Genomic DNA, 13,253 nt, shown 5'->3' on the forward strand with positions numbered 1-13,253 from the left:
TAACACATGTTATGCTGGAGGGAGTTCAGTGTTGCGGGGAACATATGGGATCCTTTTCGCTGCGGCGCTCGTGTTGTCCGGCTGCGGCCAAGAGAATGGAACGAGCCGGACGGTGGAGATGATCAATGTGGACGGCGACTCGATCGGCACGATCGCGCTGACGGAGCAAGCGGAAGGGGTTCGGCTGAAGCTTGATTTGGAAGGCCTCCCGCCGGGAGAGCACGCCATTCACATCCATGAAAACGGAAGCTGTCAGCCGCCCGATTTTCAGTCGGCCGGCGGTCATTACAATCCGGACGGGAAAAAGCACGGCCTTCTCCACCCGGAAGGAGCGCATGCCGGCGATTTGCCGAACATTATTGTGAAAGATGACGGCACGGTCAACGTCGAGTTGACGGCGCCCAATGTGACGCTGAAAGAAGGAGAGAAAGGCTCGCTGCTTACAAAAGACGGAACGTCGATCGTCATTCACGCCAAGAAAGACGACGGCATGACCCAGCCGGCGGGAGACGCCGGCGGACGGATCGCCTGTGGGGAAATCAAGTCGTCGTGAAACAGGGGCTCGCGCGCGGGCCCCTGTTTCACGTTGCCGGGGCAACGCTTCGCATGGCAAATGCGAGAAAGTGACGGTTGCACGGCTTCTGCTGCACATGGTTGGCGGAACGGAGCAACGGGTCCGGCGCTGCTTCTTTTCCCTTTCGCCATCCGCTTGGCCGCTCTTCTTTGGCGCAGAGCTAGCGCAGCGCCGTTGCCAGCCGCCGCAGCCCTTCCTCCAGCGTCGGGCGCGGGCAGGCGATATTTAGGCGGATGAAGCCGACACCTTCCTGGCCGAATTTGCTGCCGAACTCGACGGCGAGTTTTCCTTTTTCCAAAAGACGCTTCTTCAGCTCCGCCTCGGAAAGGCCAAGGCCGCGGCAGTCGATCCAGACGAGATACGTCGCCTGCGGCCGGATCGGGCGGAGCTGCGGCAAGTGTTCCGCCAAATAGGCAACCGTCATGTCGATGTTTTGCCGCAAGTAATCAAGCAAGGCGTCAAGCCACGGCCCGCCATGGCGGTAGGCCGCTTCCGCTCCGACGATGGCGAACGCATTCAGCGTAAAAAAGCCGTGCCGCTGCTGGACGCGGCGGAACGCCCGGCGCCGCGATTCGTCGGGAAGGATGACTTCCGCCGCCTGCAAACCGGCGAGGTTGAACGTTTTCGTCGGCGCGCGGAACGTGGCGCTTTGCGCGGCCAGCTCCGGGTGGAGGGAGGCAAACGGCGTGTGTTTGGCTGGCGGGAGCGTCAAATCGGCGTGGATTTCATCGGAAAGGACGAAGACGCCGTGCTTGAGGCAAAGTTCTCCCAGCCGTTCGAGTTCTTCTTTTGTCCATGATTTGCCTCCCGGGTTGTGCGGATGGCAAAGGATGAGAAGCTTGGCATCGGGCAGCTTTCGCTCCAAGTCGTCCCAGTCGATCGCATAGTTGTCTTCCTCAAGGCGCAGCGGACTGAACAGAAGCGTGCGGTCATGGCGGCGGACGAGATCAAACAGCGGCCGGTAGACCGGGGAAAAAACGATGATGCGATCCCCTGGTTCGGAAAACGCTTCGATGGCGGCGGCGACCGCCGGCACGACGCCGTGGGCAAACACGAGCCAAGACGGATCGATCGTCCAGTCATGACGGCGTTCAAGCCATTGGCATACCGCTTCTTTGAGTGAATCGGGAATGACGGTGTAGCCGAACACGCCGTGCTCCACCCGTTGCCGCAGCGCTTCTTGCACCTCTTTTGGCGCGGGAAAATCCATATCGGCGACCCACATCGGCCATACGTCTTCGTGGCCGAACACTCGATGAACGTCATCCCATTTCACCGACAGCGTGCCCCGGCGGTCGATGACGCGGTCGAACGGAAACATGGTCGCGCCTTCTCCTTTCTCAGCACGCGAACGATGCGGTCCTTTCCCCTCATCGAATGGAAACATTGTTGCATCTTCTCCCTTCTTTTTTTCGAATCAATGGCTTATAATGGGTTATATCATAGCATCAAGAAAGAAGGTGGATGACGGCGGCATGGACGGACAACAGTTGAATCGGCTTCTTCTTGAATGGATCGGCGCCTGGGACCCGTTTGGCCTTGGAAAAGACGCCTACGACGTCGAGGCGGCCAGCGTGCTCCAGGCGGTGTATGAGACGGAAGACGCCCGCACGTTGGCCGCCCGCATTCAGTCCATATATGAATTCGCCTTTGACGAGCCGATTCCTTTTCCCCACTGCCTAAAACTCGCCCGCCGGCTGCTTGAATTAAAGCAAGCGGCGTCCTGTCCGCTCCCGTGATGACGACAGGCGGCCGGTTTGGCGAAACCGACCGATGAAATGGAGGGATGCTGCGTGAAATTGAGCGAAAAAGAGCTGGAAATTATCGAAATATTAGAAAAAGACGCACGAACGCCGATCGATGTGCTGGCGAAGATGGTCGATTTGCCGGTCGAGGAAACGGAAGCGCTCGTCAAAAAGTTAGAAGAGGCGAAAGTGATCGTCCAATATACGGCGCTCATTGACTGGCGGAAGGCGGACGGCCGCGAAGGGGTGACGGCGATGATCGACGTCAAGGTGACTCCGAAGCGCGGCGTCGGCTTTGACGAAGTGGCGGAACGCATTTACCGGTTCCCGGAAGTGAAATCGGTCTATTTAATGTCCGGCGCTTATGATTTGTCGGTCGTCATTGAAGGGCGTTCGATGGCGGAAATCGCCCAATTTGTTTCCGAGAAGCTGTCGACGCTCGATTCCGTCATTTCGACGACCACTCATTTCATTTTGAAAAAATACAAACATGACGGCATCGTCTTTGACCAAGGAGATCAAGATCGCCGCATCGTGGTGTCGCCATGAAGCCGCAAACGAGAAAAACGTACGTGTCCAAGACGGTTGCGGGCTTGAAGCCATCCGGCATCCGCCGCTTTTTTGACCTTGCTTCCAGCATGGACGGCGTCATTTCGCTCGGCGTCGGCGAGCCGGATTTTGTCACGTCCTGGAGCATTCGCGAAGCGAGCATTTTGTCGCTCGAGCAAGGCTATACGTCGTATACGGCCAACGCCGGGCTCTTGGAGCTCCGCCAAGAAATCGCCGCTTATTTGCGCCGCAAGTTTCATGTCGACTACTGTCCGGAAACGGAAATTTTAGTGACGGTCGGGGCGAGCCAGGCCATCGACTTGGCGCTTAGGGCGATCATCAACCCGGGCGATGAAGTGATCATCGTCGAACCGAGTTTTGTCGCCTACGAGCCGCTTGTCGTGCTCGCGGGCGGGAAGCCGGTGGCCGTTCACACGTCTGGCGAAGACAAGTTTCAGCTCAATCCGGTGCACCTTGAGCGGGCGATCACCGAGCGGACGAAGGCGGTCATCATTTGTTCACCGAACAATCCAACCGGAACGGTGCAGAGCCGCACGGAGCTTGAAGCGATCGCCCGTCTGGCTGAGGCGTACGACTTGCTCGTCATTGCCGATGAAATTTATGCCGAGCTGACGTATGAAGGAGAGTATACGAGCATGGCCGCTGCTCCTGGCATGCGCGAGCGGACGATTTTGATTTCCGGTTTTTCGAAAGGGTTTGCGATGACCGGATGGCGGCTCGGGTTTGCGGCAGCGCCTGACGAGATTTTGCAGGCGATGTTGAAAATCCATCAGTATGCCATGATGTGCGCGCCGACGATGGCGCAATATGGGGCGCTTGAGGCGCTTCGCAACGGAGAGCGCGATGTCGTCGACATGCGCAACAGCTACCGGCGGCGGCGCAACTATTTTGTTGCCTCGCTCAATGAAATTGGGCTGCCGTGCCATTTGCCGGGCGGAGCGTTTTACGCCTTCCCGTCCATCAAGCCGACCGGTTTGACGTCGGAGCAGTTTGCTGAGCGGCTGCTCATCGAAGAAAAAGTGGCTGTCGTCCCCGGCAACGTCTTCGGCCAAAGCGGGGAAGGCTATATCCGCTGTTCATACGCTTCGTCGCTCGAACAGCTGCAAGAAGCCATTAAGCGAATGAAACGGTTTTTGGCGCGCCTGTAACTGGGGATGTTCCGCCGTCGGCGGGACATCTTTTTTTGGGGTTTGCTGTCGGTCTATGTTATAATACAAAAACATAGACGAAATTCATCAATAGGAGTGTTTCGCTTGTCAACGATCAAACGAGGAGCGATCGTGAAAGGGAAGGTGACGGGCATTCAGCCGTATGGCGCGTTCGTCCAGCTTGAGGACGGCATGCAAGGGCTGATCCATATTTCGGAAATTTCCCATCAATTTGTGAAAGATGTGCGCGATTACGTCCATGTCGGGGATGAAGTGACGGTCAAGGTGTTGGATGTCGACCGAAAGACGAGGCGGGCGAGCTTGTCCCTAAAGGCGCTCGAACCCGTCATGGAAAAGGAAAAGCGCCATTTGCGCATGAAGATGCCGATTGAGTCCGGCTTTCGCCCATTGAAGGAAAAGCTGCGTGAATGGATTGAGCAGTCCAAGAAAGAAAATTGGCCGAAACAATAAGCCTGCGCCCCCAAACGGTGAGAGTCCATGACGCTTTTGGGCTGGGAGAGGCGCAAAAATAAGACACCCACCGTCAGGCGGTGAGTGTCCCAATGGTTTTCCGTCATGTGCGCGATGTTTTCGGTTCAGTGCGCCCGAGCTCTGCCGCTGGTTTGAACAGCAGCGCCAAGTTGATCAAGCCGGCGATGCCGACCAAGCTGTAAATGATGCGCGACCAAACGGAGTCTTGGCCGCCGAAAATGGCGGCGACTAAGTCAAATTGGAAAAAGCCGATCAGTCCCCAGTTAATGGCGCCGATAATGGTCAACAATAGCGCAATGCGCTGCAATGCTCCCATCTTGTTTGCCTCCTTTGGAAAATTTCTTTTCAACTTATAGGATGAATCGCAGTCGTGAAAAATATGCATCGTTTGCCGTCAAAGCAGTTGGCTTTACAACCGGTGGCAGGCGCTGCCATAATAGATTCAGGAAAAGGAGGGCATCCATATGCAAGAGTTTATTTTCCGCAACCCGACGAAACTTATTTTCGGAAAAGGGCAGCTCGAACGGCTCAAAGAAGAAGTGCCGCGCTACGGCAAGAAAGTGCTGCTTGTGTATGGCGGCGGCAGCATCAAACGAAACGGACTGTATGATGAAGTCATGAAGATGTTGGGGGAGATTGGCGCTGAAGTCGCCGAACTGCCGGGGGTGGAGCCGAACCCGCGCGTCTCGACCGTAAGAAAAGGGGTGGACATTTGCAAGAGGGAAGGCATCGAGTTTTTGCTTGCCGTCGGCGGCGGCAGCGTCATCGACTGCACGAAAGCGATCGCCGCTGGAGCGAAATTTGACGGCGATCCGTGGGAGTTTATCACGAAAAAAGCGCCAGTCACCGGCGCCCTGCCGTTTGGAACCGTATTGACGCTGGCGGCGACCGGGTCAGAGATGAATTCCGGCTCGGTGATTACAAACTGGGAGACGAAAGAAAAATACGGCTGGGGCAGCCCGTTTACGTTCCCGCAATTTTCGATTTTGGATCCGACGTATACGATGACCGTTCCGAAAGACCATACGGTTTACGGCATCGTTGATATGATGTCCCATGTGTTTGAGCAATATTTCCACCATACGCCGAACACGCCATTGCAAGACCGGATGTGCGAAGCGGTGTTGAAAACCGTGATTGAAACGGCGCCCAAACTGATCAACGATTTGGAAAACTACGAGCTGCGCGAGACGATCATGTACTCGGGCACGATCGCCTTAAACGGCTTTTTGCAAATGGGCGTCCGAGGCGATTGGGCGACGCACAATATTGAGCACGCCGTTTCTGCCGTGTATGACATTCCGCATGCCGGGGGATTGGCGATTTTGTTCCCGAACTGGATGAAGCATGTGCTCGATGAAAACGTCAGCCGTTTCGCCCAGCTCGCGGTGCGCGTGTTCGATGTCGATCCGGCGGGCAAATCGGAGCGCGATGTGGCGCTTGAAGGCATCGAGCGGCTGCGCGAGTTCTGGTCGAGCCTCGGGGCGCCGTCGCGGCTTGCGGACTATGGCATCGGCGAGGAAAACTTGGAGCTGATGGCCGATAAAGCGATGGCGTTTGGCGAGTTCGGCCGTTTCAAAACGTTGAACCGCGATGATGTGCTCGCCATTTTGCGCGCTTCCCTTTAATGAGGCGAAGCGGCGGTTTCGCGAATCGATCGATGATGGCGCCGGCTCGGCGGCGGGATCTGCTTGAGCTGGCGCTTTTCCTATTTTCTTGGTTTGCCTGGGCGCGCTCCCGATCCCACAGGATGGCGGAAAGTGAGGAGGGCGCGAAAAACAGCCGTCTCGCCCGAATCCATGGTTCTCGAATGAGGAAAAAGCACAACGTTGATCACGTTTCTTGAGGCGAGCAGCCTTTTGATTCCATCACGAGCCCCTAGAAGGCTGGTGAAAAACGAGTTTTGTGCGCAAATCGGCGGCGTTTCATCAGAAAAGAGAGCCGATTTGGCAAAGTTTCTCTAATTGAAAAATGGTTAGGATAAAGCTGTCTTTTTCACTAAATCACCATCCCTCCAGGCGTCACGCAAGGAAATCGGCGCGGCGAACATGGCGAAAAATGAATCCGTTTCCAAAAAGGTGGGCTGCTTGATTTCCCTTGTTTATTCCGCTAAAGTGAAAGAAGGCAATGATTCTTGAAGGGGAGGCGGAAATCGATGACCCACATTCGCTTTGACTATTCCAAAGCGCTCGCCTTTTTTGGCGAACATGAGCTTACATACTTGCGCGATGCCGTGAAAGTCGCGCATCATTCGCTTCATGAAAAAACCGGTGTTGGAAGCGACTTTTTAGGCTGGCTTGACTGGCCGGTCGACTATGACAAAGAAGAATTCGCGCGCATCAAGGAGGCGGCGAAAAAAATCCAATCGGATTCTGATGTTCTTGTCGTCATCGGCATCGGCGGCTCGTACCTTGGCGCGCGGGCGGCGATCGAGATGCTGCACCATTCGTTTTACAACGCCTTGCCAAAAGAAAAGCGGAAAACGCCGCAAATCATTTTTGTCGGCAACAACATCAGCTCGACGTATATGAAAGACGTCATCGATTTCTTGGAAGGGAAAGACTTCTCGATCAACGTCATTTCCAAATCGGGGACGACGACCGAGCCGGCGATCGCCTTCCGCCTTTTCCGCAAGCTGCTTGAGGAGAAATACGGCAAAGAGGAAGCGCGCCGCCGCATTTACGCGACGACGGACAGCAAGCGCGGCGCCTTGCGGACGCTCGCCAATGAGGAAGGGTATGAAACGTTTGTCATTCCGGATGACATCGGCGGCCGCTACTCGGTGCTGACGGCGGTCGGGCTATTGCCGATTGCCGCAAGCGGCTCGGACATCGACGCCATGATGGAAGGAGCGGCCAAAGCGCGCGACGATTTCAGCTCCTCGGAGCTTGAGGAAAACGCCGCTTACCAATACGCCGCCATCCGCAACATTTTGTACAACAAAGGAAAAACGATCGAGCTGCTCGTCAACTACGAACCAGCGCTGCACTATTTCGCCGAATGGTGGAAGCAGCTGTTCGGCGAAAGCGAAGGGAAGGATCAAAAAGGCATTTATCCAGCTTCCGCTGATTTCTCGACCGATTTGCATTCGCTCGGCCAATACATTCAAGAAGGGCGCCGCGATTTGTTTGAAACAGTGTTGAAGCTGGAAGAACCGCGTCATGAGCTGATCATTGAAGCCGAAGAAAACGACCTTGACGGACTGAACTATTTGGCGGGAAAAACGGTTGATTTCGTCAACACAAAAGCGTTCGAAGGGACGCTGCTCGCCCATACGGACGGCGGCGTGCCGAACTTGGTCATCACTTTGCCGAAGCTCGATGAATATACGTTCGGCTACCTCGTCTACTTCTTTGAAAAAGCATGCGCCATGAGCGGCTACTTGCTCGGGGTGAATCCATTTGACCAACCGGGAGTGGAAGCATACAAAAAGAACATGTTCGCCCTCCTCGGCAAACCAGGCTATGAGCAGCTGAAGGAAGAACTGGAGAAACGGTTGAAATAACAACGTGTTCCATCGCCAAGCCGCTGTTTTCTCGGAGGAGATGACTCGCGGCTCGACCCGAGTCGCGCCCAAAACGGCGGACGGAACGACGGAAAAAGCGCCTCTTCCCTTTTGCGGGGGAAGAGGCGTTTTGTTATGCATGAGCCGATTGTTGGTCCATCGTTCGGCCGCACAACGCCCGGACGAGGCTTTATCGCTCCCTGTCGTTTTTCGCCAAGCGTCTGAAGCTGCCGTGGGCAAATAATCCCCGTCAAACGGGAAACGATAAAAGAAAGGAGGGATTGTGCATGATTGAAATTCCATCGCGTTTGGAAGGGAAACAATTTCAGCTGTACCATTTGGAAGAGCAATTAAAACCAATGGGATATACGATCGGCGGCGGGTGGGACTACGATCACGGCTATTTCGACTACAAAATCGCCGATGACGTGGGCTACCAGTTTTTGCGCGTGCCGTTTCGGGCGGTCGACGGGCAGCTTGATTCGCACGGAACGACGGTGGAGCTTGGGCGGCCGTTTTTGCTTGCGCATAAATACCAACGGGGCATCGATGATTTCGCCGATGTCGGCAACATCAGCGCCTCATTCAATCAGTTTGCCGAGCCGCAAGACCCGGACGCGACCGTACCCGAGCGATATATTTCCGTCGGAAAGGCGCTTGTCCAAGAACTGGAGCGCCGCCTGCTCGATTAAGGGGCAAGCACGAACAGGCGGTCGCTTTGTTGAATCGGGCGGTCCGGTGCAACGGAAATCGCTCCGTGATCTCCGTGGATGACGCCAAGCAGCGTCACGTTTTGCTTGAGCAGCTGCTGTTGAACGGCGGCGAATGGCTGGCCGATTTGCTGTTCGTCTGGCTCGAGAAGGCAGAGCGTCTGTCCGTCCAGGCGGTAAAGCGCCGTCTCCCACACGCTGGCGGCGCCCGGCGAGCGAAGGCTGGCGGCCATGGCGAAACTGGAAAGCAAGTTCGTTTGAATCACCTCATCCGCCCCGGCGCGGAAGGCGTTCTGGACGTTTCGGCCCGTTAGGATTTCCACGATGGCATACACCGACGGGTTGAGGCTTTTGGCGGCAAGCAGCGTCACAATTGTATCTTTATCGGCTTCCGCTTCCGCTTTATGCGGATCGGCGGTGATGAGCAAAAACCGCGCTTCTTGAATATTGGCCTTCTCCAGCACCGCATCGTCGCTTGCCGTTCCTTTAATGAAATGAACCGGCGCGTTCGGAAGCGGGTGGGATGGAATGGTGGCGTCGATGAGGACGAAGCGCATGGAGGCGTCGTGCCGCGCGAGGCGGAGCAGCACCTCGCGCGCCCGCTCGTTCCAGCCGACGATCACCGCATGGCCGCGCTCTGTATATCGGAGCTGTCCGCTTGTAAAGGCGGTTTCCCGGGCGGCGGCCGCGGCGGAGACGGAAGCGAAATAAGCGGTGAGGATGCCGGTGCCAAGGATGATAAGCCCAATGGCCGCGAGTTTTCCAGCGACCGTTTTCGGGACGATGTCGCCGTAGCCGATTGTCGCCGACGTCACGATCGCCCACCACACGCCGTCGAACACCGTGCGGAACGTCTCTGGTTCAATGAAGCGCATGAGCGCGCCAAACAGCACGATCAACGCGCTCGCCGAGACAAATAGGCGAAGCACGGGCGGCCAGCGCCAATACGATAACAGCACGTTCCTTGTTTTCATCGTCCACCCCTCTTTTGCTTTTGTCTTTTTTTAGTGTGAGCCGTTTTTGCATAAACATTCCTGTTTCTTCCCATACTAGGAAACGGAACATGAGAGAAAGGGGACAGTGGTCATGGATATGAACCGTGTCAAACAAATCGTTTCTTCCCCTGCCGATATTCCGGTGTATTACAACGGCGTGTCGGTATGGATTGACGGGTATGATGAGGAAAAGCAGACGGCGACCGTCCATTTGCGCGACGGCCGGCTTCATGAGCGCCGGGATGTGCCGGTTTCGGAATTGACGGAAGAGCGGGATTAAAAAAGGGCTTGCCAGCCGCCAGCGGCTCGGGCAGCCCTTTCGATTTTGCGGCTTGCGGTGGGGCGGATAGGCAGCTTTCCGACATGAGGCGCTGATCGAATGGTTCCGTGTGATCAACAAGAAAACAGCTGTTGTTCGACATCTGTTTAGAAGGCTGGCGAAAAACAACGGATTCGCTCGACTGGGGAGAAATCCATCGCCAAGTACACCGTCCCTTTTTCCTGCGCTGACAATCCGTATTGATCTGTCAAGATGCCGGGCAAAAACACGAGAAAATTATACAGCGAGTAGCATTGAAGAAATCCAAGCAAAACGATTGACAACCCAGCGCGGTGGCGGAGCACCGCCGCAAAATCCGCGAGGCGGAACGGGGCGAAGTCCGCTGCTTCTTTCGGTTTCGTTTCCTTCAAAAACAGAAAGTTGCCGATGCCGCCAAGCAGCACCGTCCTCCGTCCTTTCCGGTCGGTGAGCGGTCCGTAAACGATTTGCATCATCGCCAGGAAAAAGGTGAAAATCGAAATCGTGAAGTTGATGAGAAACGAAGAAGTCGCAAACGCCTCTCGCACTTCTGGTAAAATAGGAGTGTAAATCGTTTGCGTAAACGGGCCGAGAAACGCGGCGAGCGACACAAGATACACGACAAGCTGGCGTTTCATCTCTTTCCCCTTTCTTTGTTTGTACATAATGTATCATTATACTCTCGCTTTTTTTACTGATGGAAATAAAATTCCTGTTTGCAAAAGGGGAGATGGAAAGATGGAATCATTTTTGATCCGCGATGCGGCCACGGCGGATTTGCCGCACATCGTCCGCATTTATAATGAAACGATCCCAAGCCGGATGGTGACGGCGGACTTGGAGCCGGTGTCGGTCGAAAGCCGGCGGGCGTGGTTTGAGGCCCATGACCCGCACAATCGTCCGCTTTGGGTCGTCGAGGACGACGGCGCGGTTTGCGCCTGGCTCAGCTTTCAGTCGTTTTACGGCCGCCCGGCGTACCGCCATACGGCGGAAGTGAGCATTTACATCGCGGAGACGCACCGCGGCCGGGGGCTTGGGACGAAGCTGCTCGAGCGGGCGGTCGAACGGGCGCCCGAACTTGGGATCAAGACGCTGCTCGGCTTTATTTTTGCCCATAATGAACCAAGTTTGCGGCTTTTCTCCCGCTTCGGATTTGAACGATGGGGATATTTTCCGCGCGTGGCGGAATTGGACGGCGTGGAACGCGATTTGGTCATTGTCGGCAAACGGCTTGTATAGAATGGGGGGAGGCGGGGAAGTCATAAGTAATGAGGATGAACGGAAAGAGGGAAGGATATGAACGTCATGCCGATTCGGCTGTTTACAGACCCGCAAGCGAGAAAGGGGGCTGACTCTTCACCAAAGATTGTACTTGATTTTTTCTGAACATCCCCTATTTGCATTTGTATAGAAAAATCAGTAAATCAATGATTTTTGCACATCTTTGTACAGGAAAACGTATTGCTTGTCAAGTATATGTTGTGGTGATGAACCAAAATTCTTAACTTGATGGGTATGATGGAGGTGTCCCCCTCCTTTGTAGTAAGGAAGAAACGTCTCCATAGGGATGCGTTCGCCGATCTCATGAACCGCGTTGTTATGCCGCGGAATGAGATCGGCGATGTTGATTGGCAAAGAGAGGTTATCCATGGTATACTCTTTAAAGGAAATATGATCATGTTTCATAAAAGAATCGCCCTTCTTTCGGTGGTAGTGGTTTCGATGACTCCATTCTACCAGAAAAAAGGCGATTCTTCTATATTTGGGGCGAAAAAGTGGAGACTGATCCCAACACGCATTCGCGTTTTGGGTCAGCCCCATGAAAGCGAGCCGTTTTCTTATATCGAATGATTCTGAAAAAACTGAAATCCTGTAATTGTCGCAAGGAGGTGAATCCATGCCCACGATCACGCTAAGGCTGGAACTGCACAACCCAACGAAAGTCAAACAGGACATGTACGAACGGATGACAGAAGTGAATACAGCGTTTGCGAATTGGCTGTTGAATCATCCCGAGCTGAATCAAGCGACGAGCAAAATTTTTAAAGAGTTTTCGTCGCAGCGGTTTCCTTCCGCCGTCGTGAATCAGACGATTCGAGAAGTGAAGTCCCGAAAGAAAAATCAGAAAACAAGGAAGTTTCGAACATTATGGTGTTGCTTTAACAATCAAAACGTAAAGGTGGAAAAGAAAGGAGAGTTCTACACGGTTTCATTCCCCACGCTGGAGAAGCGAATTGGCGTGCCTGTCGTCACGCGCCCCTGTCAAGAAGCATGGCTGAATCGGCTGCTTCATGGAACCGCCAAACAAGGGGCAGCCAAGCTCTACAAAAAGAGAAAGAAATGGTACTTGGCTATCGCGATCACCTTTGAAGTGGAGCCGCGACACGAAACAAAGGTGATGGGGGTTGACCTTGGGCTTCGCTATATCGCCGTTGCCAGCGTGGGAACGAAATCGTTGTTTTTCAAGGGCAGCCAATGYGCTTTTGTGCGCCGACGATATGCGGCTTTGCGGCGAACGTTGGGCAAAGCCAAGAAGCTCCATATGATTCGCAAAATCGGCCGTAAAGAGTCCCGCTGGATGAAGGATCGAAACCACAAAATCAGCCGTCAAATCGTYCGTTTTGCCCTCGCCAACGGTGTTGGCGTGATTCGRATGGAAGAGTTGACGGGGATTCGMAAGCGGGCARCATCGGCCAAAGAAGCGGGRCGAAGCCTTCACTCTTGGGCGTTTCATCAACTGCAAATGATGATTGCCTATAAAGCCGAAATGGCGGGCATTCGGGTCGAGTGGGTGAAGCCGACCTACACGAGCCAAACGTGTAAATGTGGACATCGGGAAAAGGGAAATCGCAATGGCATCCACTTTCAGTGTAAAAAATGCGGATACACCCTCCACGCCGACTTAAATGGCGCCATCAACATCGCCAAAGCGATTTCGGGCTTCGCCGCCTAACCTAGCGCACTGGTCACAGGTGCGCCGCCCATYGGGGTACATCTTAACCCGATGGGACGGGGTGATGGCACACCCCTGAACTTGGGCGTTGTCCGAACCAGAAATGGATGAGGACGCGAACGACCCAAGAATCCCACGCCCTTTAGGCGTGTGGAGTGTCCATATTGGGTGAAATAACTAACGAGTGCGATGATAGATAATCCAGCAACCATCCAGTCTGATATGGACGCATTTCAAAGCTAAGATTCTGCTTAAGCGGTGTG

The 13,253-nt window shown here is 54.6% G+C and carries 16 protein-coding genes; 12 read left to right on the forward strand and 4 right to left on the reverse strand.

The features are described 5' to 3' along the window. The first annotated feature begins 28 nt into the window (after positions 1–28). On the forward strand, positions 29–553 hold the full coding sequence (locus tag B1A75_RS07880) for a superoxide dismutase family protein (protein ID WP_074044645.1): 525 nt from the start codon (positions 29–31) through the stop codon (positions 551–553). Between the two features lie 181 nt (positions 554–734). Here the strand turns inward: B1A75_RS07880 and B1A75_RS07885 are convergent, their stop codons facing one another. Further along, a complete protein-coding gene (locus B1A75_RS07885) occupies positions 735–1,895 on the reverse strand; it encodes a MalY/PatB family protein (RefSeq protein WP_176202392.1) in 1,161 nt (386 codons plus the stop codon). Positions 1,896–2,049: 154 nt separating this feature from the next. Between B1A75_RS07885 and B1A75_RS07890 the strand changes: the two genes are divergently transcribed. The 4 genes from B1A75_RS07890 (at position 2,050) to yugI (ending at position 4,508) form a co-directional block, all read left to right on the forward strand. Continuing rightward, positions 2,050–2,313, forward strand: coding sequence for a YugE family protein (locus B1A75_RS07890; protein ID WP_013524508.1), 264 nt, complete (start codon positions 2,050–2,052; stop codon positions 2,311–2,313). 54 nt (positions 2,314–2,367) lie between these two features. Next, on the forward strand, positions 2,368–2,868 hold the full coding sequence (locus B1A75_RS07895; RefSeq protein WP_025949995.1) for an Lrp/AsnC family transcriptional regulator: 501 nt from the start codon (positions 2,368–2,370) through the stop codon (positions 2,866–2,868). Further along, positions 2,865–4,037, forward strand: coding sequence for an aminotransferase (locus B1A75_RS07900; protein WP_074044644.1), 1,173 nt, complete (start codon positions 2,865–2,867; stop codon positions 4,035–4,037). The genes B1A75_RS07895 and B1A75_RS07900 overlap by 4 nt, the downstream gene beginning before the upstream one ends. 105 nt (positions 4,038–4,142) lie before the next feature. Continuing rightward, positions 4,143–4,508: a S1 domain-containing post-transcriptional regulator GSP13 gene (gene yugI / locus B1A75_RS07905; protein ID WP_074044643.1), complete on the forward strand. Its 366-nt coding sequence runs from the start codon at positions 4,143–4,145 to the stop codon at positions 4,506–4,508. Positions 4,509–4,611: 103 nt separating this feature from the next. On the opposite strand, the gene B1A75_RS07910 is transcribed toward yugI, so the two are convergent. After that, positions 4,612–4,845, reverse strand: a complete 234-nt coding sequence (locus tag B1A75_RS07910; RefSeq protein WP_074044642.1) for a DUF378 domain-containing protein — start codon at positions 4,843–4,845, stop codon at positions 4,612–4,614. Between the two features lie 148 nt (positions 4,846–4,993). Between B1A75_RS07910 and B1A75_RS07915 the strand changes: the two genes are divergently transcribed. The 3 genes from B1A75_RS07915 (at position 4,994) to B1A75_RS07930 (ending at position 8,726) form a co-directional block, all read left to right on the forward strand. After that, positions 4,994–6,157, forward strand: a complete 1,164-nt coding sequence (locus B1A75_RS07915) for an iron-containing alcohol dehydrogenase (RefSeq protein ID WP_074044641.1) — start codon at positions 4,994–4,996, stop codon at positions 6,155–6,157. A 527-nt stretch (positions 6,158–6,684) separates the two neighbouring features. Further along, positions 6,685–8,034 carry a glucose-6-phosphate isomerase gene (locus B1A75_RS07920; protein ID WP_074044640.1) on the forward strand — a complete coding sequence of 450 codons (1,350 nt, stop codon included), beginning with the start codon at positions 6,685–6,687 and terminating at the stop codon, positions 8,032–8,034. A gap of 287 nt (positions 8,035–8,321) precedes the next feature. Next, on the forward strand, positions 8,322–8,726 hold the full coding sequence (locus tag B1A75_RS07930; protein ID WP_074044638.1) for a YugN-like family protein: 405 nt from the start codon (positions 8,322–8,324) through the stop codon (positions 8,724–8,726). Here the strand turns inward: B1A75_RS07930 and B1A75_RS07935 are convergent. Then, positions 8,723–9,718, reverse strand: coding sequence for a potassium channel family protein (locus B1A75_RS07935; RefSeq protein WP_079936036.1), 996 nt, complete (start codon positions 9,716–9,718; stop codon positions 8,723–8,725). The two genes, B1A75_RS07930 and B1A75_RS07935, sit on opposite strands and share 4 nt — an antisense overlap. Positions 9,719–9,830: 112 nt before the next feature. Between B1A75_RS07935 and B1A75_RS07940 the strand changes: the two genes are divergently transcribed. Next, the gene (locus B1A75_RS07940; protein WP_074044636.1) at positions 9,831–10,019 is read left to right on the forward strand and encodes an H-type small acid-soluble spore protein; all 189 of its coding nucleotides are present in this window, start codon (positions 9,831–9,833) and stop codon (positions 10,017–10,019) included. Positions 10,020–10,165: 146 nt separating this feature from the next. On the opposite strand, the gene B1A75_RS07945 is transcribed toward B1A75_RS07940, so the two are convergent. After that, the gene (locus B1A75_RS07945; protein WP_254866610.1) at positions 10,166–10,675 is read right to left on the reverse strand and encodes an MFS transporter; all 510 of its coding nucleotides are present in this window, start codon (positions 10,673–10,675) and stop codon (positions 10,166–10,168) included. A 100-nt stretch (positions 10,676–10,775) separates the two neighbouring features. On the opposite strand from B1A75_RS07945, the gene B1A75_RS07950 reads away from it, so the two are divergent. From B1A75_RS07950 to B1A75_RS07960, 3 genes are all read left to right on the forward strand, one after another. Next, on the forward strand, positions 10,776–11,276 hold the full coding sequence (locus B1A75_RS07950) for a GNAT family N-acetyltransferase (RefSeq protein ID WP_079936037.1): 501 nt from the start codon (positions 10,776–10,778) through the stop codon (positions 11,274–11,276). 345 nt (positions 11,277–11,621) lie between these two features. After that, complete coding sequence (locus B1A75_RS19845) at positions 11,622–11,888, forward strand: hypothetical protein (protein WP_176202393.1); 267 nt, start codon at positions 11,622–11,624, stop codon at positions 11,886–11,888. A gap of 46 nt (positions 11,889–11,934) precedes the next feature. After that, complete coding sequence (locus B1A75_RS07960; protein WP_079936038.1) at positions 11,935–12,990, forward strand: RNA-guided endonuclease TnpB family protein; 1,056 nt, start codon at positions 11,935–11,937, stop codon at positions 12,988–12,990. The last annotated feature ends 263 nt before the right edge of the window (positions 12,991–13,253 follow it).

Origin of the sequence: Geobacillus sp. LEMMY01 (assembly GCF_002042905.1) — a bacterium.
Classification (GTDB): Bacteria; Bacillota; Bacilli; order Bacillales; family Anoxybacillaceae; genus Geobacillus; species Geobacillus proteiniphilus.